At 32.0% G+C, this 23,538-nt stretch carries 25 protein-coding genes; 12 read left to right on the top strand and 13 right to left on the bottom strand.

Features of this window, described 5'->3' with window-relative positions; genetic code table 11:
* Positions 1-92 precede the first annotated feature (92 nt).
* Complete coding sequence (cysM, locus tag OD917_RS19030) at positions 93-980, bottom strand: cysteine synthase CysM (RefSeq protein WP_263525002.1); 888 nt, start codon at positions 978-980, stop codon at positions 93-95.
* A 1-nt stretch (position 981) separates the two neighbouring features.
* Complete coding sequence (gene epsC / locus OD917_RS19025) at positions 982-1,773, bottom strand: serine O-acetyltransferase EpsC (RefSeq protein WP_263525344.1); 792 nt, start codon at positions 1,771-1,773, stop codon at positions 982-984.
* A 190-nt stretch (positions 1,774-1,963) separates the two neighbouring features.
* Here epsC and OD917_RS19020 point away from each other — a divergent pair, with 190 nt between their 5' ends.
* A complete protein-coding gene (locus OD917_RS19020; protein ID WP_263525001.1) occupies positions 1,964-2,665 on the top strand; it encodes a DUF1003 domain-containing protein in 702 nt (233 codons plus the stop codon).
* Between the two features lie 60 nt (positions 2,666-2,725).
* Here the strand turns inward: OD917_RS19020 and OD917_RS19015 are convergent, their stop codons facing one another.
* Positions 2,726-3,010 carry a DUF2752 domain-containing protein gene (locus OD917_RS19015; protein WP_263525000.1) on the bottom strand — a complete coding sequence of 95 codons (285 nt, stop codon included), beginning with the start codon at positions 3,008-3,010 and terminating at the stop codon, positions 2,726-2,728.
* A 106-nt stretch (positions 3,011-3,116) separates the two neighbouring features.
* On the opposite strand from OD917_RS19015, the gene OD917_RS19010 reads away from it, so the two are divergent.
* Both OD917_RS19010 and OD917_RS19005 read left to right on the top strand, forming a co-directional pair.
* Positions 3,117-3,290 carry a hypothetical protein gene (locus OD917_RS19010; protein WP_204251678.1) on the top strand — a complete coding sequence of 58 codons (174 nt, stop codon included), beginning with the start codon at positions 3,117-3,119 and terminating at the stop codon, positions 3,288-3,290.
* A gap of 1 nt (position 3,291) precedes the next feature.
* Positions 3,292-3,843, top strand: coding sequence for a Smr/MutS family protein (locus OD917_RS19005; protein WP_263524998.1), 552 nt, complete (start codon positions 3,292-3,294; stop codon positions 3,841-3,843).
* Between the two features lie 147 nt (positions 3,844-3,990).
* On the opposite strand, the gene OD917_RS19000 is transcribed toward OD917_RS19005, so the two are convergent.
* Positions 3,991-4,986: a hypothetical protein gene (locus tag OD917_RS19000; RefSeq protein ID WP_263524997.1), complete on the bottom strand. Its 996-nt coding sequence runs from the start codon at positions 4,984-4,986 to the stop codon at positions 3,991-3,993.
* A gap of 88 nt (positions 4,987-5,074) precedes the next feature.
* On the opposite strand from OD917_RS19000, the gene OD917_RS18995 reads away from it, so the two are divergent.
* On the top strand, positions 5,075-6,199 hold the full coding sequence (locus OD917_RS18995) for a cysteine desulfurase family protein (protein ID WP_263524996.1): 1,125 nt from the start codon (positions 5,075-5,077) through the stop codon (positions 6,197-6,199).
* Between the two features lie 95 nt (positions 6,200-6,294).
* Here the strand turns inward: OD917_RS18995 and OD917_RS18990 are convergent, their stop codons facing one another.
* Together OD917_RS18990 and OD917_RS18985 are read right to left on the bottom strand one after the other, a co-directional pair.
* Positions 6,295-6,864, bottom strand: coding sequence for an L-threonylcarbamoyladenylate synthase (locus OD917_RS18990; RefSeq protein WP_263524995.1), 570 nt, complete (start codon positions 6,862-6,864; stop codon positions 6,295-6,297).
* A gap of 70 nt (positions 6,865-6,934) precedes the next feature.
* Positions 6,935-7,897, bottom strand: a complete 963-nt coding sequence (locus tag OD917_RS18985; RefSeq protein ID WP_263524993.1) for a hypothetical protein — start codon at positions 7,895-7,897, stop codon at positions 6,935-6,937.
* Between the two features lie 60 nt (positions 7,898-7,957).
* Here OD917_RS18985 and OD917_RS18980 point away from each other — a divergent pair, with 60 nt between their 5' ends.
* On the top strand, positions 7,958-8,722 hold the full coding sequence (locus tag OD917_RS18980; protein ID WP_263524992.1) for a lipopolysaccharide kinase InaA family protein: 765 nt from the start codon (positions 7,958-7,960) through the stop codon (positions 8,720-8,722).
* Here the strand turns inward: OD917_RS18980 and OD917_RS18975 are convergent.
* Positions 8,703-9,473, bottom strand: coding sequence for a glycosyltransferase family 2 protein (locus OD917_RS18975; RefSeq protein WP_263524991.1), 771 nt, complete (start codon positions 9,471-9,473; stop codon positions 8,703-8,705). The two genes, OD917_RS18980 and OD917_RS18975, sit on opposite strands and share 20 nt — an antisense overlap.
* Positions 9,474-9,492: 19 nt before the next feature.
* Positions 9,493-10,557, bottom strand: a complete 1,065-nt coding sequence (locus tag OD917_RS18970; RefSeq protein ID WP_263524990.1) for a glycosyltransferase family 9 protein — start codon at positions 10,555-10,557, stop codon at positions 9,493-9,495.
* 129 nt (positions 10,558-10,686) lie between these two features.
* On the opposite strand from OD917_RS18970, the gene OD917_RS18965 reads away from it, so the two are divergent.
* The gene (locus OD917_RS18965) at positions 10,687-11,436 is read left to right on the top strand and encodes a glycosyltransferase family 2 protein (protein WP_263525343.1); all 750 of its coding nucleotides are present in this window, start codon (positions 10,687-10,689) and stop codon (positions 11,434-11,436) included.
* Positions 11,437-11,545: 109 nt separating this feature from the next.
* Here OD917_RS18965 and OD917_RS18960 read toward each other — a convergent pair whose 3' ends face one another.
* From OD917_RS18960 to OD917_RS18950, 3 genes are all read right to left on the bottom strand, one after another.
* Entirely contained in the window at positions 11,546-12,304 is a 759-nt protein-coding gene (locus OD917_RS18960) for a glycosyltransferase family 32 protein (protein WP_263524988.1), read from the bottom strand.
* Positions 12,305-12,422: 118 nt separating this feature from the next.
* On the bottom strand, positions 12,423-14,198 hold the full coding sequence (locus OD917_RS18955) for an LTA synthase family protein (protein WP_263524987.1): 1,776 nt from the start codon (positions 14,196-14,198) through the stop codon (positions 12,423-12,425).
* 267 nt (positions 14,199-14,465) lie between these two features.
* On the bottom strand, positions 14,466-15,281 hold the full coding sequence (locus OD917_RS18950) for a 2,3,4,5-tetrahydropyridine-2,6-dicarboxylate N-succinyltransferase (RefSeq protein ID WP_111286516.1): 816 nt from the start codon (positions 15,279-15,281) through the stop codon (positions 14,466-14,468).
* 263 nt (positions 15,282-15,544) lie between these two features.
* Here OD917_RS18950 and OD917_RS18945 point away from each other — a divergent pair, with 263 nt between their 5' ends.
* The 3 genes from OD917_RS18945 (at position 15,545) to OD917_RS18935 (ending at position 18,365) form a co-directional block, all read left to right on the top strand.
* A complete protein-coding gene (locus OD917_RS18945) occupies positions 15,545-16,174 on the top strand; it encodes a PAS domain-containing protein (protein WP_111286514.1) in 630 nt (209 codons plus the stop codon).
* A gap of 157 nt (positions 16,175-16,331) precedes the next feature.
* Positions 16,332-16,745 (top strand): Holliday junction resolvase RuvX, encoded by a 414-nt coding sequence (ruvX, locus tag OD917_RS18940; RefSeq protein ID WP_008462647.1) that lies wholly within the window; start codon positions 16,332-16,334, stop codon positions 16,743-16,745.
* A 126-nt stretch (positions 16,746-16,871) separates the two neighbouring features.
* On the top strand, positions 16,872-18,365 hold the full coding sequence (locus tag OD917_RS18935) for a malate:quinone oxidoreductase (RefSeq protein WP_263524986.1): 1,494 nt from the start codon (positions 16,872-16,874) through the stop codon (positions 18,363-18,365).
* Between the two features lie 44 nt (positions 18,366-18,409).
* On the opposite strand, the gene OD917_RS18930 is transcribed toward OD917_RS18935, so the two are convergent.
* A complete protein-coding gene (locus OD917_RS18930; RefSeq protein ID WP_263524984.1) occupies positions 18,410-20,632 on the bottom strand; it encodes an FUSC family protein in 2,223 nt (740 codons plus the stop codon).
* Between the two features lie 200 nt (positions 20,633-20,832).
* Here OD917_RS18930 and def point away from each other — a divergent pair, with 200 nt between their 5' ends.
* The 3 genes from def to mazG all read left to right on the top strand — a co-directional run bounded on the left by def (position 20,833) and on the right by mazG (position 22,843).
* Positions 20,833-21,423 carry a peptide deformylase gene (gene def, locus OD917_RS18925; RefSeq protein WP_111286504.1) on the top strand — a complete coding sequence of 197 codons (591 nt, stop codon included), beginning with the start codon at positions 20,833-20,835 and terminating at the stop codon, positions 21,421-21,423.
* Between the two features lie 60 nt (positions 21,424-21,483).
* Complete coding sequence (locus OD917_RS18920) at positions 21,484-21,972, top strand: DUF5606 domain-containing protein (RefSeq protein WP_263524983.1); 489 nt, start codon at positions 21,484-21,486, stop codon at positions 21,970-21,972.
* Positions 21,973-22,072: 100 nt separating this feature from the next.
* Complete coding sequence (gene mazG / locus OD917_RS18915; RefSeq protein ID WP_263524982.1) at positions 22,073-22,843, top strand: nucleoside triphosphate pyrophosphohydrolase; 771 nt, start codon at positions 22,073-22,075, stop codon at positions 22,841-22,843.
* Here mazG and OD917_RS18910 read toward each other — a convergent pair.
* On the bottom strand, positions 22,840-23,523 hold the full coding sequence (locus OD917_RS18910) for a Crp/Fnr family transcriptional regulator (protein ID WP_111286498.1): 684 nt from the start codon (positions 23,521-23,523) through the stop codon (positions 22,840-22,842). The two genes, mazG and OD917_RS18910, sit on opposite strands and share 4 nt — an antisense overlap.
* Positions 23,524-23,538: the final 15 nt, after the last annotated feature.

The following is a 23,538-nucleotide window of genomic DNA, read 5'->3' as shown; positions in this document are numbered from 1 at the left end:
TTCAAAGGTTCAGAGGTGCAAAGTTCCAAAGGTTTATGCACAAAGATTATAACCTTTGTACCTCTGAGCCTTTGTAACTTTGATCCTTATTTTTAGTCAAATAAATCCGAAGATAAATAACGATCGCCTCTGTCGCAGATCACGGCAACCACAACTCCAGATTCTAGTTTTTCAGCAATTTTTAGGGCAACAGCAACAGAGCCTCCACTGCTCATTCCTGCAAAAACACCTTCTTCAAGAGCTAATCTTTTAGTCATTTCACGAGCTTCTTCTTCGCTAACATCTACAACGGTATCAACTTTAGAAGCATCAAAAATTTTAGGAAGGTATTCTTGTGGCCATTTACGAATTCCAGGAATTTGGGAACCGTCGCTTGGCTGTGCACCAACGATTTGAACATTTGGATTTTTTTCTTTCAAATAAGTTGAAGTTCCAATAATAGTTCCAGTTGTTCCCATTGCCGAAACGAAATGAGTTACAGTTCCTTCTGTATCATTCCATATTTCTGGTCCAGTAGTTTTGTAGTGCGCTTTCCAGTTGTCATCATTTGCAAACTGATTTAGCATTAGATAACCACCTTGAGCTACTTTTTTGTCTGCATAATCTCGAGAACCGATAATTCCTTCGCTGGCAGGCGTTAAAATAACTGTTGCGCCATAAGCACGCATAGTTTGTGTACGTTCTTTGGTTGAATCTTCTGGTAAAACCAATTCGATTTCGATGCCAAACAATTGTGCAATCATTGCTAAAGCAATTCCAGTGTTTCCGCTAGTTGCTTCAATTAATTTATCTCCTTTTTTGATTTCGCCTCTTTCTAAAGCAGACGCGATCATATTGTACGCAGCTCTGTCTTTTACACTTCCTCCAGGATTATTTCCTTCAAGTTTAAGCAAAAGTTTTACATTTTTATTTTTAACCAAATTGACTGTTTCCATCAAAGGAGTATTTCCAATTAGGTTTAATAATTTCTGTGGACCCATTTTATTTTTTTTCTTTTATTTTAACTTCAGTTGTAGTGGTGTTTAAAACTATAGAATCTTCTGGAATAGATTTGGTAACCCAAGCATTTCCTCCAACAACACTGTTTTTTCCAATTACAGTTTCACCTCCTAAAATTGTCGCATTCGCATAAATGCAGACATTGGCTTCTACCGTTGGATGTCTTTTGGCATTTTTCATTTCCTTGCTTACGCTTAGTGCACCCAGCGTAACACCTTGATAGATTTTTACATGTTTTTTAATTACAGTAGTTTCTCCAATTACGATTCCAGTAGCGTGATCGATAAAAAATGGCGATTCGATTTTGGCTCCAGCATGAATATCTGTTCCAGTAATTCTATGCGCATATTCGCTCATTAATCGAGAAAAAAGCAGTAAATCTAAATTGTACAATTCGTGGCTTAATCTATAAATTGCGATTGCATAAAAACCTGGATAAGCTAGATAAACTTCGTCAATGCTGTTTGAAGCAGGATCGTTCTCTAAAATATATTCGGCATCTTCATTTAACTTTTCCAGAACTCTAGGAAGTTTTTCTAAAAAGCGATCCCAAATAGATTCGCATAAATTTTGAGGTTTTTTGCAGGCCAAAACAGCAATTTCTTTAAAGCGAATTTCAAGCTCATCAATGCTTTCATCTAAAGCAGCATTTGAATCAAAAAGAGTGTAAAAAAGCTTTTCTGTAAAGTCTTCTGTTTTGGTTTTAATGCCGTAATTTATGTTCGAATGGCTCTTTAAAGCCTTTATATTTTGTATGATAGTGTCTTTTGTCACAATGGTAAAAATGAATGAATAATTTTGGAACGTTAAAAGTAAGGCGTTTTTTGGAAATAAAGTCACGATTTAACTAAAGAAATTTTCTTTACAAAATCTGATTTGTGATAAAAAGTGAATTATAAACTGTTCCATTTTATACAATTCTTAAGAAGTTTATTGTGTAAATTAGCTTTTAAAATATACAAAAATGAAAAACAGCCAAACATTTAAAAGTGACATTTCTGGGATTTCTTTTCCTGAAAATGAGAAAATATACGGAAGAGCAGTTCATGACCCTATTTTGGGATTAATTAAAAAGGAATATCCTAATTTTGGTTCTGAAGACTGCATTTCTATAAATGAATTAAATGTTTACCGTCAAAAATATATTTCGAATTATCTTTCGACTGAAATTGGTGCGCTTTCTGCAATGGAACAAAATGTTATTTCTTCTTTAAAAGAAGATAAATCGATAGTTAGCATTGTTGAAGACGAAGAAGAGCCACGAAATCTTGGGCAAAAAGTGGCAGATAAAGTAGCAGATTTTGGAGGAAGCTGGACTTTTATTATTTCGTTTGTTGTTTTTATTTCGATTTGGATTGCCTCAAATGTTTACATTTTTCTAAATAAAGGTTTTGATCCCTATCCGTTTATTCTTTTAAATTTAATTCTTTCTTGTGTTGCAGCTTTGCAGGCTCCTGTAATTATGATGAGCCAAAATCGTCAAGAAGAAAAAGATCGTAATCGAGCAAAAAAAGATTATATGATCAATCTGAAATCGGAATTAGAGATTAGATTGATTCATGATAAAATTGATCATTTGATTATGCATCAGCAGCAAGAATTAATCGAAATCCAGAAAGTTCAAATCGAGATGATGAATGATATTTTGGATCAGATAAAGAAATAAAAGTTGTTTGGAAATTCCAAAAGGAGCAAAGCGACTTTTAGAAAATCTAAAATCTAAAATCTAAAAATAAAAGTGCTTAAAATAATATCCGCCAATCATAAAAAACAGATTTATAATCGCCATTCTCCAAATTAGCTTTTTATAATTTCGAGATTTATCTAGGAAATGAAAAGCGATAAAAACAAATAGTAAAAGACAAGAATATATGGCTGGATACATTTTGAACGCAGCTGAAAAATCACCCTGAAAAAGTAAGAATAAAGAGCGCTGAAATCCGCATCCTAAACAGTCAAAACCGAAGATGGTTTTGAACATGCACGGAATCATATATTTCTCTAAACTCATGGCGAATCTTTTTGCAATTTTACTAAAAAAATATGACAAACGTTTGAAGTAGAATAGGAGTGCTATATGAAAGTTTTATACTTTTGAAATCTTAAACTTTGAATTAATGAAAGCTTTTAAAATTTTAATAATGATTCTTGCGATTTCGGTTGCGTTGTATGAGCAGGTTTCTGAAGAAAAAAACATCTATATCATGATTATTGCAATTGTAGTTTTCATGTTTGGAATGATGCAGTTGAGCGCAAAAACGCCAAGTAAACATAACGATAAAGAAGAGTAGGATGCTGGCAAAAGGAGATAAGGTTTCAGTACTCGATGAAGCCATAAACGGAACAGTAGTTTCGGTTAAAAACAACGAAGTTTTAATAGAAACTACAGATGGATTTATGATGACATTTTTAGTCAACGAATTGATTAAAGTTCAAGAAACCAGTAATTTAATGAATTCTATTAAAAGAATTAATTTAGATGAAGTTTCAAAAGAGAAATCGGAGCCAAAACCGAGAAGTTTTGTCAAAGAAAAGAAAGATAAACGTGATTTTGGCGTTCCAGAATTTGATTTGCACATCGAAAAATTGGTTCCAAATAAACGCGGAATGTCAAACTACGATATTTTGACATTGCAAACCGAAACGGCGAAAAGGCATATCGAATTTGCGATAAGAAACCGCATTCCGAAAATCGTTTTTATTCACGGTGTTGGTGAAGGAATTTTAAAAGCAGAACTTGATTTTTTATTAGGCCGTTACGACGGAATCGATTTTCAAGATGCCAATTATCAAAAATACGGACTTGGTGCAACCGAAGTTTATATTAGACAAAGCAATAAATAAAATCGCTTTATTTAAGTATTAAAACGCTTTATTTAAGCATAAAAAAACGTCTGTTTTTCATCTGATTTAGATCTAAAATCAGCTTTGAAAAACAGACGTTTTTTGTAAGAATTATTTTTATTGATTTCTCCCGATTATCAGTGCATTTTAGTTAGTTGCAACTCTATCAATTTTTCCTAAAATAAAACTGCTTCCTAATCTGAAATGGCTATTATCTTTTTCTAAAATAACATTTTTAAGAACAATAGTATGCTCATAAACTTGTCCAGTTAAAGTAGTAGTTACTTCAATAATTCCACTTGTGCCTGCTACGCCAAGTTGGCCTGTCCATGTTTCCTCAATCGCTGGAGAAGCCGGCTGCACTATTGAACAAATAAAAGCTGGAGTAATCGATCCCGTTTCTGCTTTCGCAGTTTTATAATATACTTTATTTTGAGTGGCTGTTATAAGACTTGTACGTGGCACACCATTAGTTGGTGTATTGACAATTAAAGTAGGATCTATATCATCAATCGAAATGTAAAATGAGTTATTATAGTTGTAGACTCTACTAACTTCATCGCACTCATAAGCTGATCCGTTTGGATTAGTTTTGAAAGTTAAATCGGCTGGTGTAATAGATGTTGTATAGGTTCCAAAATCAAATTTTTCTTCTGTTTGATCTCCAGCTGGTTTATTAAATGTTATATTTCTAAAAATAATAGTGTGATTATAACCATGTATTCTACTTCCGTCATCAGGATTAGTTGAAATATCTCTTTCATCTTGAGTTGTTGTAATCTCAATTACTCCATCAGTTGCAATCCATTCTTCTGTTACTTTTGGTGTGCTTGGAGGAATTGTGCCACAAATGTTTGCGGTTGCTACAGTTCCATCATAAGCTCTATAAACAACACGATAAGACCCAGTGCCTTTTGAATCGATTGGGTAAGAATAAGTTCCAGGATCATTAACAATTTTACCTTCAGGCATTTGTAATAAAAGGGCTTCCTGAGTTTTTAATTTATAGATTAAAGTGTTTGTTTCCGGATCACAAGCTTGAGAATCTGCGTCTACAAAATCGATAGTGTCTACAGTTAAATCCCCATCATCGCATCCATTTAGAAAAAGGGCAAATAATAAAAGGGCAGCGTATTTTTTCATCGTAAAAATTTATTTGCGTCAAAAATAGTGAAAAAAATGCCAGATTATGTTTAAGTTTTCACAATTGATATTTTGTAACTTTGCAGCGATGAAAAAAGTATATCTTGATAATGCCTCAACAACAGCAATGCGTCCTGAAGTAATTCAGGAAATGACAAAAGTTATGCTGGAGGATTATGGAAATCCTTCGTCTACGCATAGTTTTGGGCGAAATGGTAAAACGATTTTAGAACTTTCTAGAAAAAGCATTGCAAAACATTTAAATTGCACTGCTCAGGAAATAATTTTTACTTCTGGCGGAACTGAAGCTGATAACTGGATTTTGCGTTCTGCTGTTGAAGATTTAAAAGTAGAAAGAATTATCACTTCAAAAATTGAGCACCATGCTGTTTTGCATACAGTTTGGGCGCTTAAGGAGGAATATAATATTCAGGTCGATTATGTAAATGTAAATGCTGACGGAAGCTTAGATCTAACGCATTTATCCAATTTATTGTCTGATGAGAAGAAAACATTAGTCAGTTTAATGCACGTCAATAACGAAACCGGAACTATTTTAGATCTGGATCGTGTTAGTTTGATTTGCAAGCAATATAATGCTTTATTCCATTCAGATACAGTTCAGTCAATCGGGAAAACGGAAATCGATCTTCAAAAGACTCCAATTGACTTCATTTTAGCAAGCGCGCATAAGTTTCATGGACCAAAAGGAATCGGATTTGCTTTTGTTCGAAAAAATTCGGGTTTGCAGCCATTACTTTTTGGAGGCGAACAAGAAAAAGGTCTTCGTGCTGGAACTGAAGCCGTTCATCAAATTGCTGGAATGGCAAAGGCTTTATCTATTTCTTACGAAAAATTAGATGAAGAAAGAGCTTATATTTTAGGAATCAAAAATTATCTTATTGAGCAAATGGAAATTCATTTTCCTGATTTTAGAATTAATGGGAATAAAGATGATTTCTACAATATTATCAATATTATTCTGCCATTTTCATCAGATAAAACTTCGATGCTGCTTTTTAGTTTAGATATGAAAGGAATTGCGGTTTCGAGAGGAAGTGCCTGTCAATCTGGAAGTATAAAACCGTCACACGTTTTAAACGAAATGCTTTCGGAGACCGATTTAAAATTACCAAATCTCCGAATTTCATTCAGTCATTATAATACCAAAGAAGATATTGATTGGTTAATTGAGAGTTTGAAAACAATCTAAGTTGCTATCCCGATAGCTATCGGGACTGAAGAAACTAAGATGCTAAGTTTTTTAGATTTAAAGTGAATTCACAATCAACCATTCACCATTAATAATTATTTACGGATTACTTTTACCTGCGAATCGTTTGTTAATTTGATTATTGTGGAAGACTTTCCGTTTATTTTGTCTTGGTTTAATTTTACTACGTAATCAACCCCATTAATAATTTCGGGACTAATATCTTTGAAGGCAATTGGTGTGGGCTGACCTGAAATATTTGCAGAAGTTGAAACCAAAGGTTTTTTCATTCTTTCCATTAATTTATAGCAGAAAGGTTCTTTTACCAGTCTAACTCCTAAAGATTTGTCGGCAGCTATAATATTTGGAGCAACGTTTCGAGCATCATCAAGAATTAAAGTCGTTGGTTTGTCTGACAAGTCCCAGATTTGCCATGCAACTTCAGGAATGTTTTTGAAAACATTGTAAATCATCTTTTCGCCATTCATTAAAACAATCATGCTTTGTGTTTCTGCACGTTGTTTTAATTTATAAATTTTAGCAACAGCATCTGGGTTTGTAGCATCACAGCCAATTCCCCAAACAGTGTCAGTTGGGTATAAAATTATACCGCCTTCTTTTATTACTTCGAATGCGTTGATAACTTCCTGATTGATATTTTCCATGAAAAAAAACTTTAATTTTGACAAAGATAACAATAAACTCCCAAAATTACTGAGATAGAAATGGTGCGTCTTATGCTTTTAAAGTATTAAAAATAACATTCTCAGTCCAGCCTTTTAAAGTGTATTTATTGTAAATAGAGTCTGGAATTTTTTCATATTTATTTTCGAAAAAAGCTACAGGTATAATTGGATTTTTTTCGTCAATAACTAAAATGTTATTTGGGTTATAAAAATCATAGTTTTTAATGTCCGCATTTGTAGTTATAAGCTTTTTTTCTAAACCTAAACTTTCAAAAACTCTAAAAGTCAGTCCGTTTTGACCAAGTCGGTTAATGTCTAAAAGTACTTTCGAGCGATTAATGTAATCATTCACTTCACTTAAAGGCATATGACTTCTTATGTATGTAATGTTTTTATCATTGTCTTTTTGTTTTTTATCATAAACAATGAATTTAAATTTTGAATGTTGTGAAGCTAAATTAGCAGCAATTTTTTTTAAAATTGGCAACCTTTTATCTATTGAGCTGATATTGAAAACATCATATTCAAACTGATCTATATTTTCTGGATTTTCTGAATTGTAAATCCAATTTGATGCAAATTTTAAATTGTATTCTGTACAGTCTTCTTTTTCGAACGAAAAAACTTCATCAAAACAATGCAAAACTCGTTTAATTTTTGGACAACGATAAATATTATCATTAAAAAATCCGATCGATTTTTTAGTGTAATTTTTAAATTCTAAAATGCTTTTAGGAGTTATAAAATCTCCCTTTATAGTTAGAATTACATCTTGAATTTGGTCATTTTTCTTTAATTCCTTGATGATTTCTTTTCCGTAATGCTGATGCTTTAAGTTTGTTTTAAAGAACGCTTTTAATACAACATTATATACTTTATGAAATATTGAAGGATATTTATATTTGAAAGTATTAAAATCAATGTGGCGAACAGTATGTCCTTGTTTTTCTAAGTCAGTAGCTATATGTTTGTTGAGCCCCCAGTTGTCTAAACTTATAAGAGTAATATGCATTATCTTCGAAATAGTTTTTATTAGTTGGTAAAACTAGCTAAATTTGCTGAAACAATTTTTATGATTTTAAGATTAAATCGCGGATATGAAAAATTTGAAAATATTCTTCTTGAATATATTCGTTTTTTCAATACAAAAGGAGAGGACTTTGTAATTGGCCAGCGCAATCAGATAAAACTTTTTGATTTAGACGATAAAAAAATAAACATTAAATCGTTTAAAGTTCCGCACTTTATCAATAAAATCGCTTATAAATACTTCAGAAAATCAAAAGCAAAACGTTCTTTTGAGTTTGCTAATAAATTGCTGGAATTAGGTGTTGGAACTCCAGAACCTATAGCTTTTGCAGAATTTTCGTCGATAATTGGATTAGAGAAAAGTTTTTATGTAAGTGAACAATTACAGTGCGATCTTACTTATAGAGAATTGGTAGAAATACCGGAATTTCCAGACCGCGAGAATATTTTAAGGCAGTTTACAAAATTTAGTTTTGATCTTCACGAAAAGGGAATTGAATTTTTGGATCATTCGCCTGGAAATACTTTAATAAAAAAAAATGCCAGCGGAGATTATGATTTCTTTCTGGTAGATTTGAATAGAATGGAGTTTCATGATTCAATGTCTTTCGAAATGCGTATGAAAAACTTATGCAGACTAACTCCGCTAAAGGATATGGTAGCTGTAATGAGTAACGAATATGCTAAATTTTATGGAGAATCTGAAGAGAAGATTTTTGATACTTTGTGGAAATATACTTCAGATTTTCAAGAGAAATTTTACCGAAAAAAACGTCTGAAAAAGAAACTTAAATTCTGGAAGAAGTAATTCTTCTCAATTCTTTATAGCGAATGAAAACGCTATACGCATTTAAATAGCATATTATTAAGCCTTTACTTCCGTCCAGAAAACCAAAACGGATTATAAACTGGTACAGGAAAGTGTATAGAGGATGAAGTAAAAGCAATAAAAAATAAGGTTTTACTCCTCGTTTGAATTTTTCATTGGCCTTTAGAATTCCATAATTATACATTTTTGATTTATAATCTTTGTACGAAGAATAAGAATAATGTATGATTTTGTTTTTTAAAGTAGAAATAGAGCCATTTACAATCAGTTTTTCATGAACCTTTCTTTCTTCATTATATCGGCACTTTGATTTATTAAAAAGCCTGAAAATTTTATCGGTTTGCCAGCCGCTGAAATGCAATCTACTTTTTTTGAACATAAAAATGCGGTAGATAAAATAGGCGCTTGCCTTATTTTCAGTATTAATAGCAGTAACAATTTCAGATTTTAATTCTGGCATTAATCTTTCATCGGCATCAACAAATAGAATCCATGAATTTTTAGCTTGATCCAAAGCAAAATTTCGTTGAGAAGTGTAATCAACGAAATGATTCTGAATTAATTTTACGTTTTTAAAAGACTCCACAATGCGTACCGTTTTATCGGTGCTATAAGAATCTACAACAATAATTTCATCAGCAAAATCAATATCTTCAAGAAGTGATTGTATATGCTGTTCTTCGTTAAGCGTAATAATCAGAACAGATAATTTTTGCTTTTCGTTATTCATTACTGATGCTTTTGCTTTTTCAGTTTTTATACTCTTTAAAATAAGCGTCTAATTTTTCGAGCATAAGTTCTAACGGATATTCTGCATAATATTCAAAAGTATGTTCTTTGATGTATTGTTCTGTATGCTTTTCGTAAATTTCAGGTTTTAAATCCTTTAAGTGGATTGAAGCATTTTTAGCTTCATTTTCAAATAATTGCCATGTTTCTTTCCTAACAGAAGGGGTAAAGATTGAAAATGTTGGAATCTCAAGTGCTTTTGCCATATTTACGGCACCACCTTCGTTTCCTATCAACATCTCACATTGAGAAAGTATTGCTAAAAACTGACGTAAATCGGTAGCATATAAACCAAAAATGATATGTTTTTTAGTTTCTTCAGAACAATGATTATAAACCTGCAAAGCTTGCTCTTTCTGATTCGGAATATAATTAAAGAGAATAGTAGCGTTTGTTTTAGCTACGGTGAAATCAATAATTTTTGCCATTCCTTCAAGTGGATACGTTTTATAATGCTCACTTCCTAAAATACCAAACATTATTAATGGCTTTTCAGGATCGATATTGCAGCTATTCAAAAGATTTTTTGCTTCGGTAATCTCAGATTCTTTTAAAAAGATTTTCGGTTTTACATTGGTTATTTTTTCAGAGAAAAAAGGTTTCAGAAGCAATAATCTGTTTTCAATTGCCAAACCGTATTCTGATTTTATGGCATCAAAACGCTCGTAGCTATAGTTGTAAAAGATGTTTGAATACCATTTATGGTACGAAACTTTATATTTTGCTCCAGAAAAAAATGTAATTAAGTTAGTTCCTAATTTGCTGTATACATCTATTACAGCATCATATTTTTTTCTTCGAATCTCAAAAATGAATTTAATAAACCCAAAAGTCGATTTTCTGATTTTATTAGTCACCGGAATAATGTTATCGATATTTGGATTTTCTTTTAGAACATCAATCGAATTTGGATAACACATATAGTCAATTGTAGAGTTTGGGAACTTGCTCTTCAAGTTATTACATATAATTGTGCTTGTTAAAACGTCTCCAATTCTTTTTTGCTGGATAACTAATATTCTCATTTGTTTTTGTGGTATCAATTTTCAAGGCTAAAGTACAAACTATTTTATAAAGTGTACAAGTGATAACATTAATAAGATTGAACTAAATTAAAAAGTTATATTTTTGTGCTCAACAAATTAAAAATTATAATGGGAATTAGCGGTTTAGTTATTACTTTCAATGAAGAAAAGAACATTGGAAAATGTATAGATGCTTTATTTAAAGTTTGTGATGAAGTTATTATTGTAGACTCTTTCAGTAAAGATCGTACGGTAGAAATAGCTAAAGAAAAAGGAGCGCAGGTAGTTCAGCAGGCATTTTTAGGAGATGGTCCGCAGCGCACATACGGATTGCCTTTTTGTAAAAATGACTGGATTTTAAATCTCGACGCAGATGAGTTTTTAGATAAAGACGCTGAAGATTTTATTCTAAAGAAAAAATATCTGGAAGGGAATTATGATGCTTTAAGTTTTAGAGTAAAAAACTTTCTAGCTGATAAATTAATTGACTTCTCAGGTTGGTATCCAGATCATAAAGTTCGTTTTTTTAACAAACAAACAGCTCATCCTTCAGAATCCAAAGTGCATCAAAAAATTGTAGCTCAAAATGAGAAAAAAGTAGCAGTTCATATTTTGCACTACGGATGGGATTCTTTTGATCAGATTATTGCTAAAAAGAATCAATATTCTGGCTGGCATGCGCAGCAATTATATGATCAGGGAAAAAGAATAAATGCTTTTAAACCTGTTTTGAACGGAACTGTAGCTTTTGTTCGTTGCTATTTCTTTAAAAAAGGAATTTTTAATGGCCTTGACGGATTATCAATCGCTATGATCCAGGCTTTTTTCTCATATATGAAGTACGCTAAACTTATTAAACTTCAAAAAGCAAAAAAATAGAACTAAGCATTCTTATATGCTTGTTAAAATTTTGAATAAGAATTTAGAACACATGAAGTTTTAGGCATTTTAAAAATTCATGTGTTCTTTTAATGATTAATTTGAATGCTCAAATGTCATTATTTATGTGGTAAAATTTCTCCTCATTAAAAGCAAACTTAATTCTATTAAGAAGAATTAATGGCGTCTTTTCCATTTTTCGTTTAATACTATCTATAAAATAAGCTAGATCTTTCTTTTTATTTACCCAAGAATCTTCCCACCAATGAATGCAGATTGTATTTTTTGTTATGCAATTTGAAGTAAACTTTTCGAACCAAGCAAATGGATAAAAATACTCGGTCGGAAGCAAAAGAACAGTTTTAAGATGTTGTTTTTTATACATGTTTAGTCCATAATTATATAAAACATTGGTTACAATTGGGGGACCGCCCATTGCATTAAAATGAAGTCTTTGCTTACGTTCAGTTGCTTTAATACAATCTAAAATAAATGAATTGTTTTTTTTGGCTCCAATTACTGCGGAATTCAATGGGTATTTGTTTTCTAGATTTGTCTGAAAGCCTACAAAAGAATCTTCACTAAGTAATTCTTCAAAATCTTTTACAATTTCAATATCAGTATCTAGATAAATTCCACCTTCAGTATAAACAGAATATAATCTTATATAATCTGAGATAAATGACCATTTTTTTTGTTTGTAGAGTATTTTTAAAAAAGGAAGCTTATCAAAAGGAGTGTTGGACTCATCCCATTTTTTTATTTCATAATCAGGAAGTTTATTTTTCCATGATTCAATGCATTTTTTTATGACATCATTGTACTCACCACGTCCATACCAACAAAAGTGTATTTTTTTTGGAATCATTATTTGAAATTTAATTAATAATTATTCTACTATAAGTGTGGTATTTTATGTTTTGTATGAAATTGCAAAACATTTAGGATGAGGGAAGAATTTTAATGTTTGATTTAAAGAAAGAGAATTAGAAACTAAGTTTATTATCAATAACTCTTTCGTTAAAGTTTTGAATATAGGCTTTCAAAAAATTTGAAATCTCTATTGTCTTAAATGTGTTTTGATTTTGTAAATTGTTTTTTAGTAAAGGATCTTTTTTCCAATTATATAGCCCGATAACTTGATTGTTTGCAAAGGCTAGATAATAATCGTCTTGAATGCAATGATAAATTCCCTGTAAATAGAAGACGGCAAAATTTTGATTGCTTTTGAAGCTTTTTCCAAAACAAATTAGGTCTGTATTTATGCCTAAATAATCTATTATGCTTGGCATAATGTCGATCTGTTGAAAATTCTTTTCGTCTACACCAGAAAAACTTGGATTGCCTGGATCGAAAAATAAAATTGGAATATGGAATTTGCCAATTATGGTTTTATCGATTTCTGATTCTCCGCTTGAGGAAGTATGATCTGCCGAAATCACAAACAATGTATAGTTATACCATTTTTGTTTTTTAGCATTTTCAAAAAAAAGCTTTAAAGAGTAATCTGTATATGCAATGCTTTCATGGACAACTGTTGTTCCTTTAGGAAATTTATCTTTGTACTTTTCTGGTATAGTATACGGATTATGAGAAGAAATTGTAAAAACAGTGCTAAAGAAAGGTTCTTTAAAACTAGATAATTTCCCAGCGAAAAACTGTAAAAATTCTTCGTCAAAAATTCCCCATTTTCCATCAAAAGCTTCGGGGCCGATATACTCATTTTTCCCAAAGTATTTTTCAAATCCCGCTGCTTTTGCATATTGATCAAAATTCTGGCTTCCGTTGAAAGCGCCGTGGAAAAATGAAGTTTCATAGCCTTCTTTTTTTAGAATCTTGGGCAAACTATTCGTTTTGTTCAATGAATAGCTAGAAATGATAAAAGAATTATTCATTAAACTAGGTATACTTGAAATAATTGATGGAACAGCATCGATTGAGACTTTTCCGTTGGCAAAACCATTTTTAAAATAATAAGATTTTGTTATCAGCGAATCCAAAAAGGGAGTTTGTTTTATGCCTATATTTTCATGACCAAAACTTTCTAGAATGATGATTACAACATTTTTTTTGATTGCCGTTTCTGTGTTTTTAAAAGACAAGATTGGTTTGTAGATCGAATCAAGATGTTTTTTGTCAAAATAATTTGCTTTCTCAATATCTGCTTTTTGAGAGATTGTTTTTAAGATACAGAAAGGAGTATTTAAAATAAGCGGAGCATTATTAAGAGAACTATATTTGGCTGCATCTACAATTCGAAGAGGTTTTTTTTGAAATCCTCCACGGCCAACAATTAGTAATAGAAAAACTGAGGTTAAAAAATAAAAAGATTGTTTTAGGAATTTTTCTTTTGTGAAACTTTTGATCTCGTTTTTGTTCTTAAAATTTGGGATTGATTTCCAAAAAAGAATGCTAAGAATCGTAAATAAGAATGGGATATACCAAAATTCTTTTATAAAAGAAAGAAGCAAACCTAAGGCTTCTTTTTCCATTCCTTTTGCAGTAATCATGCTAAAAGTACTTCTTCTCCCCGTGAATCGGAAATATATAATATCAATTAGATTCGCTGCGATGAACAGAAGATTAATTAAATAGAAAGAAATTTTTAATATAGTTTGATAGGTTTCGCGATACTTAAAGTTTCCTGGAATTGTATGTGCTATTAAGAAAATAAAAGTTATATATGAAATAGCTGAAAGGTCAAACAAAACACTTCCTAAAATATTTTGAGCTGTTATGTGATCAAAATATTTACTATTCAAAACATAAAAGAAGATATTGCAAATTTGGTAAATTAAAAAAATTAAGAAATATCGATAAAGGAATAATCTTAAGCTAAATGTATAGTTTTTCATTAAAAAAATGCATGTAAATAAACCATCTTCTTGGCTTTAGAAGATTTTAAAAATGCAAATTTAGAATATTTTTCTTACTTTTTATTGTTTGTAAGATTTTTATTTGTTTTTTATTTAATGCATAAAAAAAGAGCGGTAAAAACCGCCCTTATAATATTTATGATTTTTTAAAATCTATACAGCAACATCGTACTCACGAAGCGCATTGTTTAAAGAAGTTTTTAAATCTGTAGATGGTTTACGAGTTCCGATAATTAATGCACAAGGAACTTGGTATTCTCCAGCAGCGAATTTCTTAGTATAGCTTCCAGGAATAACTACAGAACGAGCAGGAACGAAACCTTTCATTTCAACTGGCTCATCGCCTGTAACATCAATAATTTTAGTAGATGCTGTTAAGCATACGTTAGCCCCAAGAACTGCTTCTTTACCAACGTGAACACCTTCAACAACAATACAACGAGATCCGATAAAAGCACCGTCTTCGATAATAACCGGAGCAGCTTGTAATGGCTCAAGAACTCCACCAATACCAACTCCACCACTTAAGTGAACATTTTTACCAATTTGAGCACAGCTTCCTACAGTTGCCCACGTGTCAACCATTGTACCTTCGTCAACATAAGCACCAATGTTTACGTAACTTGGCATTAAGATTACACCACTTGAGATGTAAGCTCCATAACGAGCAACAGCATTTGGCACTACACGGATTCCTTTTTCAGCATAATTTCTTTTCAGCAACATTTTATCGTGGTATTCGAAAATACCAGATTCCCATGTTTCCATTTTTTGAATTGGGAAGTACATTACAACCGCTTTCTTAACCCATTCGTTTACTTGCCATTTGTCACCAACTGGTTCAGCAACACGTAATTTTCCTGCGTCTACCAATTCGATAACTTCTCTAATGGCATCAGTTGTAGTTTTTTCTTGTAATAAAGCTCTGTTTTCCCAAGCTTGTTCAATTATAGTCTGTAAAGAATTCATACGTTTAAATTTTTGGCAAAGATAACGTATTTGTAGAAATGCAAAAAAGCAAAACCGATCGAAAATGTTACAGGTTTAACTTTTTGTTTCTTATTTGTAAAACCATCAAATAGCCATTCGGTTTGAAATGTATTTAATTACTCCTAAAAGTTTTTTTTATGTCAAAATATGACAAAAGTCAGGGTTTGTGTTTTTTCTTCGCTTTAATTTCGCAGTGTTGATCAACATTCCATTCCATAAAATAATCATATAAGCAGTAAAATATGAATCAAGAAAATCACCTTCAAAACAGAGTAATCATTGATAAAGAAGTAAGCTGGGATAAAACTCAGGTTATTATGAGTAAAACAAACGCTTTCGGTATTATCGAATATGCAAACGAAGTGTTTGTAGATGTTTGTGGTTACGAAGACTATGAATTAATGGGCCAGCCTCATAATATCATACGCCACCCAGATATGCCAAAAGTTATTTTTAAAGTGCTTTGGGAAAATCTTAAAAATGGGAAGAACTTTCATGCTATTGTAAAAAACCTTGCAAAGTCTGGAAGATACTATTGGGTAATTACCGATTTTGAAATTGCCCGTGACGAAAACGACGTTATTGTAAATTATTTTGGAAGAAGACAAGCCGTACCGCAAGAAGTAATTGCGATGCATATTGAACCTTTATATAAAAAATTATTACAGATCGAAGCGGCAAGCGGAGTTGAATTTAGCGAAAAGTACCTAATAGGGTTCTTAGAAGAGAAAAAGAGAACTTACGTTGAATATATTAAGGAACTAATTTACGAACATGAAAAATCACAATCTAAGTTCGCGAATTATAATGAGGAAGAAGATGCAGGAGAAGAAGAACATAAAGGTTTTTTCGGACGATTGTTCGGAAGATAAATTGAGTTATTTTTTAGGTTTGAATATTTGGATAAAAGTCCGTCTTGAATTTTCAGGGCGGATTTTTTTATCGAAAGAAATCTTGAAAAAGTTTATTTTGAGAGAAATAGAAAATTAGAAAAATATTTTAAACTAAATTTGCTGAAAATTTCAAAACATGCCAAGAATCCTCTCAATAGATTACGGACAAAAACGTACAGGAATTGCTGTTACAGACGAAATGCAGATTATTGCCTCAGGTCTTACAACGATTCCAACTCATACTTTGATTGACTTTTTGAAAGATTATTTTGCTAAAGAAAAAGTCGAGGCAGTTTTAATTGGCGAACCAAAACAGATGAACGGACAGCCTTCGGAAAGTGCTTCTGTAATTAATGGTTTTGCAAAACACTTTTCGAATATTTTTCCAGACATGAAAGTTATCCGTGTTGATGAGCGTTTTACTTCAAAAATGGCATTTCAGACTATGATCGACAGTGGTTTAAGTAAAAAACAACGTCAGAACAAAGGATTAATAGACGAAATTTCTGCCACAATTCTGCTTCAAGATTATCTTTCCGCAAAAAAATAGAGCAGTTCGCCGTATTTTTTATTTATAATTTAATGGTTTTTAGAAAATCCTAACTTTTATCATGTAAAAATTAGTTTTTTTTTGCAATTAAAAAAGTACCTTTGCACTTTAAATAAAAATACTGTTATGCCTGACGAAACCATACGTTCAAATAGTGATGTAGTACTCATTGGCGCTGGAATAATGAGTGCCACTCTTGGAGTAATTTTGAAAGAATTACAACCAGATATAAAAATTGAAATTTACGAAAGATTAGATGTTGCAGCAGCAGAAAGCTCTGATGCTTGGAATAATGCTGGAACAGGACACTCTGCTTTTTGTGAATTAAATTATACTCCAGAAAAGGCAGACGGAAGCATAGATCCTAAAAAAGCAATAAGCATTGCAGAATCGTTTGAGATTTCTCGCCAGTTTTGGTCTTATTTAGTACAGCAAAACAAAGTGCCTTCTCCGGATAATTTTATTAAAAGCGTGCCTCATATGAGTTTTGTGTGGGGAGATAAAAACGTAGATTATTTAAAAAAGAGATTCGAAGCGCTTCAAAGCAATCCAATTTTCGCAGATATGACTTTCAGTACCGATTTTGAGCAGCTTCAAAAATGGATGCCATTGGTAATGGAAGGAAGAAATGCTGATGAAAAATTAGCAGCAACACATATGGAAATTGGTACCGATGTGAATTTTGGTGCTTTGACAAGAAGTATGTTCAATTACTTAGAAAAACTGGACGGTGTTTCTTTGTTCTTCAATCACGAAGTTAAAAAACTTAGACAACGTGAGGATAAATCTTGGAGAATTAAAATTAAAGATTTGTCAACTGGAAATACTCGTAAAGCATATACTAAATTTGTATTTATTGGAGCAGGTGGAGGTTCATTGCCTTTATTAGAAAAAGCAAATGTACCAGAAGGACATGGATATGGCGGTTTCCCAGTAAGCGGACAATGGCTAAAATGTACAAATCCTGAAGTAATTGCAAAACACGCAGCAAAAGTGTACGGAAAAGCAAGTGTTGGAGCTCCTCCAATGTCTGTTCCTCACATCGATACTCGTGTAATTGACGGTGAAAAAGCACTTCTTTTTGGGCCTTTCGCAGGATTTTCGACTCGTTTCTTAAAAAATGGCTCTTATTTAGATTTGCCTTTGTCTATTAAACGCAATAATTTGATTCCGATGCTGGCTGCAGGATATCATAATATTCCATTAACTAAATATTTAATTGAGCAGGTTCGTCAGTCTCCAAAAGACAGAATGAAAGCTTTACGCGAATATCTTCCAACAGCACGTTCAAAAGATTGGAAATTAGAAAAAGCAGGACAACGTGTTCAAGTGATTAAAAAAGATGAAAAAGAAGGTGGGGTCCTAGAATTTGGTACAGAAGTAATTAATACGCATGATGGAACTTTGGCAGTTTTACTAGGAGCTTCTCCAGGTGCTTCTACAGCTGTTGCAATTATGGTTGATTTGGTTAGCAGATGTTTTGCAAATCAAATTAAAACACCAGAATGGCAAGCTAAATTAAAAACAATGATTCCTTCTTACGGACAAACTTTAAATGACAAACCTGAGCTTTTAGCAGAGCTTAGAAAACATACAGCAGATGTTTTAAAACTAAATTAAGTTTTAGTCTTAAAGTATTATAATAAAAAACAAATCCAGATGAATTAATCTGGATTTGTTGCTTTTAGATCGGTTGTGTTTTTTAGAATTTTTTCAGCCAGATTACTCATCCAGATCAATTGCTCAATTACCATTTGTGCTTCCTGCATTTTGGCTTGACGCGTTTCTTTATCTAAATCGTCATCTTCAGCCAAACGTGTAAAATGCCTACGTTTTAATTCTTCAAATTGTAGCGTTACATCTTCTTTTTCAAAAAAAGTATCTTGTATTATGACTTCATTTCTTAAAACAGAAATCGAATGATCTAGATTTGCTAAAATTGTTTTTATTATATAATTGAAAGAGTCAGAAGCAGAAGTTGTTTGATGTGATTGAATATAAGTCGAAAGTGACGCCAAAGCAGATAATAAAGAGTGATTTAAAACCACCAATTTATTTACTAAAGGCATTGTTTTTTGTTTCGATTTTGGCTCCTGCATCATACGCTGAAAAGAGGTCATTAAATTTCCTATTTCAACAAAAGCATTTTTTCTTGCCAATCGATAAGAAGTTGGAACTTCTCCTTTTTTATTATAAAAATCAGCAATTTCCTTGAGGTAATTTCTGTTGGCACGAATTGAATTTTCAATATGAATTGGGGTATTAATAAATTCCCAAGCGGGCCACAAAAATTGATTGGCTATAAAAGCTAAAACTGCTCCAGCAAGCGAATCTAAAATTCTGTATTGAATTACTTCATTGATATCTGGCGTAAGAATTCCGTAAATAAAAACTACGTACATCGTAACAAATGTTGCGCTGATTTTATAGTTAATTTGGGTAAACGAAATTCCTAAAAGCATACATATAATAGAGAAAATACTCAGTGCAACGTGATTTTGAATGATCGATACAATTCCGAAAGCTAAAAATCCTCCCAAAACAGTTCCGAACATTCTGTTGTATGATCGTTCTTTTGTTAATCCGTAACCAGGACGCATAATAACAACAATCGTCAGCAGAATCCAATATACATTTTGAAAAGGCAGAACTTGTCCGAGGAAAAAGCCAATTAGAATTGTAATGGTTAATCTTATCGAATGCCTGAAAATAGAAGAAGAATAACTTAAATTTTCAAGTAAAGTACGAATTGGGTAATATTGTGGTGTTAGGAATTTTTCAAGCTCTTTATCTTTGTCTTTTAATTTATAAGACTGCATTGCCAAAGAAAGTGCACGCTGGATAGTTTTAATTTTTCCAACCTGATTTTTGGCATATTTCAGCATATTCGTCAGCATTAGAACACCTTCAGCAGCTTCTTCTTTTCCTAATGTTTTTTCGTAATCAAAAATGGCAAATTCAAGTGCATCTAATTCGTTTTTCAAATCATGCTTGTCAACATAAACACTAATATGACTTACATTTTTTGAAAGCTTTTTTAAAGTAGAAGCCAATTTGTAAGCAACATTTTGATACGTTCTTAAAACATCAGGATGTTTGGCAAATTTTTCGTGAAGTTTTTCGTGATCAAATGAAGTATAGAGAGCAAGTTCTTGAATTTCAACTAATGTAATAAAAACCAAAAGCATTTTTCTATTTTGGCTTGTAATTCCAGAAGCATTCTGGTTTCCAATCAGCATTTTTCTTAGATCTTCATGAATTAGATTTAATTCTACTTGAATTGCCAGTTGTTTTTCAATAATAGCTTCTCTGTTGGCTTCAGGACTCCATAAATCGCCTCTCAATTTAAGATATTTAGCGGTAAGTTTTATTCCTTCGGCAATTTGCAATTCTACATATTTATAAGGCTGTACAAAATGAAATACAAGCGATACTATTAAATATAGAATTCCACCAATAAAGATAAAACCAGAATATTCAAAAGCCGCCCAGCCTTCGTGCAAATGTCCAAATGAAAGCGAAATCGATAATAAAGCAGAAAACGAAATTAAAGTTGCTCGTTGCCCATAAACAGAAATCATAGAGCATAAAAACAATAGAAAGCCTAAAAAAATATAAAATAGAAAAGGATACGGATAAACAAGATTGACCAAAAGATTTACTCCCGAAACAATAAAAGAAGCCGCAATTAATCCTTTAATTTTATGGCTTAAAGAACTCGGAATATCACTGGGATAAGTATAAAAAGCACCCAACGCGATAGTAAAACCAATTTCAAAATGACCCAAAAAATTTAAAACTAAAACAGGAACAACAGATGCAATAGTTACTTTAGAAGCATTGAGAAAGGAAGTGCTGTTTGTAAATTTTGAAATTTTATCAATCATAAAGAGAGGTTTACTAGCAAAGGTAAGAATTGTACGAGTGATTTTGGCATAATTATAGCTGAGATTTTTAACAGCTTGGGAAAAAATATGATATAATAGACCAATAGAATTATTCATTGACTATTTTTTACTATTTTTGCCAGCTGAAATATCAGAACTTTGGTTCTGTTTTTACAGCTTAAAAATATAAACAAAAACAAATGATTTTACCAATTGTAGGATACGGTGATCCTGTTTTGAGAAAAGTAGGGCAAGATGTTACACCTGAATATCCAAATCTAAAAGAAACGATCGCAAATATGTACGAGACGATGTACAATGCGTATGGAGTTGGACTTGCAGCACCGCAGGTTGGACTGCCTATTCGTTTGTTTGTTATAGATACAACGCCTTTTAGTGATGATGAGGATCTTCCTTCAGAAGAACAAAAAGATTTGAAAGGTTTTAAAAAGACTTTTATCAATGCTAAAATCGTTAAGGAAGAAGGAGAAGAGTGGGGATTTAACGAAGGTTGTTTGAGTATTCCAGATGTACGTGAAGACGTATACAGAAAACCAACTGTTACAATCGAATATTGTGAAGAAGATTTCGTAATGAAAACGGAAGTATTCGACGGATTAATCGCGAGAGTTATCCAGCATGAATATGACCACATTGAAGGAATTTTGTTTACAGATAAAATTTCATCTCTTAAAAAACGTTTAATCCAAAAGAAATTAAAAAATATTTCTGAAGGGAAAACGTTTCAGGAATATAGAATGAAATTCTTTGGAGCAAAAAAAGGAAGATAAGTTTTCTAAACATTTAGAAACAAAAAATAAAGCAAATTCTTAATACTAATTTTAATAAAAATGAATTTAACGAAAATTTTAGCCATTTCAGGAAAACCAGGTTTATACGAATTAAAAGTACAAACTCGTACAGGTTTTGTGGCGGAATCATTAATTGATGGGAAGAAGATTACTGTAAATCTAAAGAGCAATGTAAGTTTATTGTCTGAAATTTCGATTTATACTTATGAAGGTGAAAAACCGTTAACTGAAGTAATGCAGCAGATTGCCGTTAAAGAAAATAAAGGACAAGCTATTTCTCACAAAGAAGATAATGCTACTTTGTCTGCGTATTTCAAACAAATTCTTCCAGATTACGACGAAGAGAGAGTTTATCCATCAGATATCAAAAAAGTATTAAATTGGTATAACACGCTTCAAGCTAAAGGTTTAGTTACAGATTTAGCTCCAGCTGTTGAAGAGCCAAAAGAACAAGCTCCAGTTGCTGCAGAAAAACCAAAAAAAGCTCCAGCAGCAAAGAAAGCAAAAGCTAAAAAAGAAGAAGAATAAAAAACAATTCTTTTTGAATATATAATATCCTGTTAAGATGTTTTCTTGACAGGATTTTTTAATTTTACAATATCGAGTCTTAAATCTAAAGAACTTCAAAATGAATAGAGAAAGCCAGTTAAAAGCATTTGAAAGATTATTAAACATCATGGATGAACTCCGTGAACAATGTCCGTGGGATAAAAAACAAACCCTTCAGACATTAAGACATTTAACAATCGAAGAAACGTACGAATTGGGCGATGCTATTTTGGATAATGATTTAAGTGAAGTTAAAAAAGAATTGGGAGATTTACTGCTTCATATTGTTTTTTATGCTAAAATTGGCAGTGAAACAAATGATTTTGATATTGCTGATGTTTGCAATGAAATCTGTGAAAAACTAATTCACCGTCATCCTCATATTTACGGAGATGTAAAAGTTGAAAATGAAGAAGAAGTCAAACAAAATTGGGAAAAACTTAAACTAAAAGAAGGCAAGAAATCTGTTTTAGAAGGAGTTCCTAGAAGCCTTCCTGCATTGGTTAAAGCAAGCAGAATTCAAGATAAAGTAAAAGGTGTTGGTTTTGATTGGGAAGAACCTCATCAGGTTTGGGATAAAGTGCAAGAAGAACTGCAAGAATTGCAAGACGAAGTAAAAACTGGAAATCAAGATAAAATTGAAGACGAGTTTGGCGACGTTTTGTTCTCTATGATTAACTATGCGAGATTCTTGAATGTAAACCCAGAAGATGCTTTAGAAAGAACCAATAAAAAATTTATTAAACGTTTCCAGTACTTAGAAAGTAAAGCAAACGAACTAGGAAAACCGTTAATGGATATGACGCTTACAGAAATGGATGTTTTCTGGAACGAAGCCAAAAAGCTTTAATTGTCAGCCAATTTTTTTAAAGCGCGAACATCCTTAAGAAGGATTTTTTTACCTACTAATTCAATCAATCCTAATTTGTTAAAATCAGACAAGAGACGAATACAGCTTTCAGTTGCTGTACCAATAATTCCTGCGAGTTCTTCTCTCGTTAATTGAACTTTAAGTGTTTTGTCAGTGTCTTCGCCAAAAGCATCATGCAGATGAAGTAAAGTTTCGGCAAGCCTCTGTTTAACCGTTTTCTGAACTAAAGCGATTTTTTCGTTTTCAGATTCCTTTAAATCTTCGCAAACAGACTGCATCATATTTAAAGAAAATTGATTGTTAGTATTAAAGAAATTGATGATTTCGGTTTTAGGAATAAAACAAACCTCCATATCTGCAATCGCTTTTGCAGTCAAGTTTGCTGGCTCGTTACTAATCATAGAGCGCTGTCCAAGAAGTTCGCCAGATTTTACCAATTTTACAATTTGGTCTTTTCCGTTTGCACTCAATTTTGAAAGTTTACCAACACCATCTTTCACACAAAAAACGCCATTGGTCACTTCGCCTTCTTCAAAAATGGCTTCACCTTTTTTAATTTTGTAAGTAGTTTTACTGCTGGCTAATTTTATAACTTCTTCTTTGTTAAGGGCTTTTAATGAGCTTAGCTGGCGTACAATACATTGATCACATTTGTTCATGACAATAGTTGTTTG

The sequence above is a fragment of the Flavobacterium sp. SH_e genome (assembly GCF_025717045.1).
Classification (GTDB): Bacteria; Bacteroidota; Bacteroidia; order Flavobacteriales; family Flavobacteriaceae; genus Flavobacterium.
Note: the sequence above shows the minus strand (reverse complement) of the source record. Positions and strands in the feature narration are given on the sequence as shown.

What these genes read in the sequence shown, in the direction of transcription:
- cysM (WP_263525002.1), bottom strand. Translation starts at nt 980, where the DNA reads ATGGGTCCACAGAAATTATTAAACCTAATTGGAAATACTCCTTTGATG.
- OD917_RS19020 (WP_263525001.1), top strand. Translation starts at nt 1,964, where the DNA reads ATGAAAAACAGCCAAACATTTAAAAGTGACATTTCTGGGATTTCTTTT.
- OD917_RS19015 (WP_263525000.1), bottom strand. Translation starts at nt 3,010, where the DNA reads ATGAGTTTAGAGAAATATATGATTCCGTGCATGTTCAAAACCATCTTC.
- OD917_RS19010 (WP_204251678.1), top strand. Translation starts at nt 3,117, where the DNA reads ATGAAAGCTTTTAAAATTTTAATAATGATTCTTGCGATTTCGGTTGCG.
- OD917_RS19005 (WP_263524998.1), top strand. Translation starts at nt 3,292, where the DNA reads ATGCTGGCAAAAGGAGATAAGGTTTCAGTACTCGATGAAGCCATAAAC.
- OD917_RS19000 (WP_263524997.1), bottom strand. Translation starts at nt 4,986, where the DNA reads ATGAAAAAATACGCTGCCCTTTTATTATTTGCCCTTTTTCTAAATGGA.
- OD917_RS18995 (WP_263524996.1), top strand. Translation starts at nt 5,075, where the DNA reads ATGAAAAAAGTATATCTTGATAATGCCTCAACAACAGCAATGCGTCCT.
- OD917_RS18990 (WP_263524995.1), bottom strand. Translation starts at nt 6,864, where the DNA reads ATGGAAAATATCAATCAGGAAGTTATCAACGCATTCGAAGTAATAAAA.
- OD917_RS18985 (WP_263524993.1), bottom strand. Translation starts at nt 7,897, where the DNA reads ATGCATATTACTCTTATAAGTTTAGACAACTGGGGGCTCAACAAACAT.
- OD917_RS18980 (WP_263524992.1), top strand. Translation starts at nt 7,958, where the DNA reads ATGATTTTAAGATTAAATCGCGGATATGAAAAATTTGAAAATATTCTT.
- OD917_RS18975 (WP_263524991.1), bottom strand. Translation starts at nt 9,473, where the DNA reads ATGAATAACGAAAAGCAAAAATTATCTGTTCTGATTATTACGCTTAAC.
- OD917_RS18970 (WP_263524990.1), bottom strand. Translation starts at nt 10,557, where the DNA reads ATGAGAATATTAGTTATCCAGCAAAAAAGAATTGGAGACGTTTTAACA.
- OD917_RS18965 (WP_263525343.1), top strand. Translation starts at nt 10,687, where the DNA reads ATGGGAATTAGCGGTTTAGTTATTACTTTCAATGAAGAAAAGAACATT.
- OD917_RS18960 (WP_263524988.1), bottom strand. Translation starts at nt 12,304, where the DNA reads ATGATTCCAAAAAAAATACACTTTTGTTGGTATGGACGTGGTGAGTAC.
- OD917_RS18950 (WP_111286516.1), bottom strand. Translation starts at nt 15,281, where the DNA reads ATGAATTCTTTACAGACTATAATTGAACAAGCTTGGGAAAACAGAGCT.
- OD917_RS18945 (WP_111286514.1), top strand. Translation starts at nt 15,545, where the DNA reads ATGAATCAAGAAAATCACCTTCAAAACAGAGTAATCATTGATAAAGAA.
- ruvX (WP_008462647.1), top strand. Translation starts at nt 16,332, where the DNA reads ATGCCAAGAATCCTCTCAATAGATTACGGACAAAAACGTACAGGAATT.
- OD917_RS18935 (WP_263524986.1), top strand. Translation starts at nt 16,872, where the DNA reads ATGCCTGACGAAACCATACGTTCAAATAGTGATGTAGTACTCATTGGC.
- OD917_RS18930 (WP_263524984.1), bottom strand. Translation starts at nt 20,632, where the DNA reads ATGATTGATAAAATTTCAAAATTTACAAACAGCACTTCCTTTCTCAAT.
- def (WP_111286504.1), top strand. Translation starts at nt 20,833, where the DNA reads ATGATTTTACCAATTGTAGGATACGGTGATCCTGTTTTGAGAAAAGTA.
- OD917_RS18920 (WP_263524983.1), top strand. Translation starts at nt 21,484, where the DNA reads ATGAATTTAACGAAAATTTTAGCCATTTCAGGAAAACCAGGTTTATAC.
- mazG (WP_263524982.1), top strand. Translation starts at nt 22,073, where the DNA reads ATGAATAGAGAAAGCCAGTTAAAAGCATTTGAAAGATTATTAAACATC.
- OD917_RS18910 (WP_111286498.1), bottom strand. Translation starts at nt 23,523, where the DNA reads ATGAACAAATGTGATCAATGTATTGTACGCCAGCTAAGCTCATTAAAA.